Source organism: Adlercreutzia sp. ZJ176 (assembly GCF_011038975.1).
Classification (GTDB): Bacteria; Actinomycetota; Coriobacteriia; order Coriobacteriales; family Eggerthellaceae; genus CAAEEV01.
Genome location: NZ_JAAKEC010000045.1, coordinates 1 through 1,560, shown reverse-complemented (window position 1 = coordinate 1,560; position 1,560 = coordinate 1). Strand labels below are relative to the sequence as shown.

The window sequence follows — 1,560 nt, the reverse complement described above, 5'->3', positions numbered from 1 at the left end:
GAACGGAAGCAGGACGCCGACGGCCATGAGCGGCAGGGCGATCGGGAGCTTCGACCATCCCTGGATGGCCAGCGGGCACACGATGCAGAGCACTGCCAGGATGGCGGCGACCACGAGGATCATGATGAAGCGGGCCGTGCCGTCGGTCTCGGAGTTGTTGAGCTTGGCCTCCTCGGCGGCCAGCTGGTCCATCGTCTTGCCAGACGTCTCGCGGGCGAAGAGCACGCAGCAGATGAAGCCGAGCACGAACGGGATGTTCAGAACGAGCACGAGCATCGACCAGTTGGTCGCGCCCTCGGCGGTCTGGAACATGGCCATGCCGGCGATGCCGCCGAGCACGATGGAGGAGGCGGAGCCGCCGAAGCGGGCGAACGCCTGGCACCAGGACGTGCCGGTGTTGCGGATGGCGGTCGGGTAGGCCTCGGGCATCATCGGCTGGACGGCGGTGATGGCGAAGTTCAGCGCGAAGCCGAACAGCAGCATCAGGCCGATGCAGAGCACGAAGTTGTTCGGCGCCACGAACAGCGAGCAGATGATGATGGCCACGATGCAGAAGATCCAGGAGCCGGCGAGCGTACGCTTACGGCCGCAGCGGTCGGACACGAAGCCGACGGAGATGTTCGACAGGATGGCGCCGACGTTGTTCAGCGTCTGGAGCGTCACGGCCTCCGAGGGGGAGTAGCCGATGCCGGTGAACCAGGCGGGCAGCCAGGCGTTCATGCCGTACACGCAGAACTGGCCCACGAAGTAGCTCGTCCAAACAGCGGCCGTGGCCACGATGAACTTGGAGGAGAACAGCACGGAGGGGCCGACCTTGGCGGGCTTCGGCGGAACGATCAGGTACTTCGGGTCGTACTCATGCGAGGTGTGGCGCGTGGCCTGCTCGATCTCGGTGAGGCGCTTGCAGGCCTTGTCGAGCTGGCCGTTGTTGGCGTACCAGTGCGGGGTCTCGTGCATCACGAAGAACAGCAGGATGCCGTAGACGATCGGCAGGGCGCCGATCAGGTAGCAGAGGCGCCAGTTGGTGTACATCGAGGCGGTGCCGCCGTCGGCGAGCACGTAGGTGACCTCGTTGCACAGGCCCGGGATGATCGGGCCGGCGGCGTTGCAGATCGGGTTGGCGATGAGGCCGGCGAGCACCCAGCCCACCACCATGAAGGCCATGCCGAAGGTGACGAACACGCCGCGCTGCTTGGAGGGCATGCTCTCGGAGAACACGGTGGTCACGACCGGGATGCAGGAGCCCACGCCGAAGCCGGCGATGAGGCGCCAGGCCGCGAACGACACGAGGTCGTTCGAGAACGCCTGGGGCAGCGTGAACACGCCGTAGAAGATGACGGCGATGGTCAGCATCTTCTTGCGGCCGATCTTGTCGGACATGATGCCGCCCACGGCGCCGCCGAGCACCATGCCGAGCAGGCCCCACGTGGTGAGCGAGCCCATGAGGGTGCCGGGGTTCGGGTTGTCGGGCCAGAAGGTGTGGGCCACGAACAGGTTGGTGGAGTTGACGATCATGAAGTCATAACCGTCGAAGATCATTGCGAATGCGAGGATCACGAA

1 protein-coding gene is annotated in these 1,560 nt (G+C 65.3%); it reads right to left on the bottom strand.

Annotated features, from left to right (window positions below):
• The coding region (locus G7Y50_RS11840; RefSeq protein ID WP_165057097.1) for an MFS transporter at positions 1-1,560 on the bottom strand (1,560 nt) is incomplete at both ends.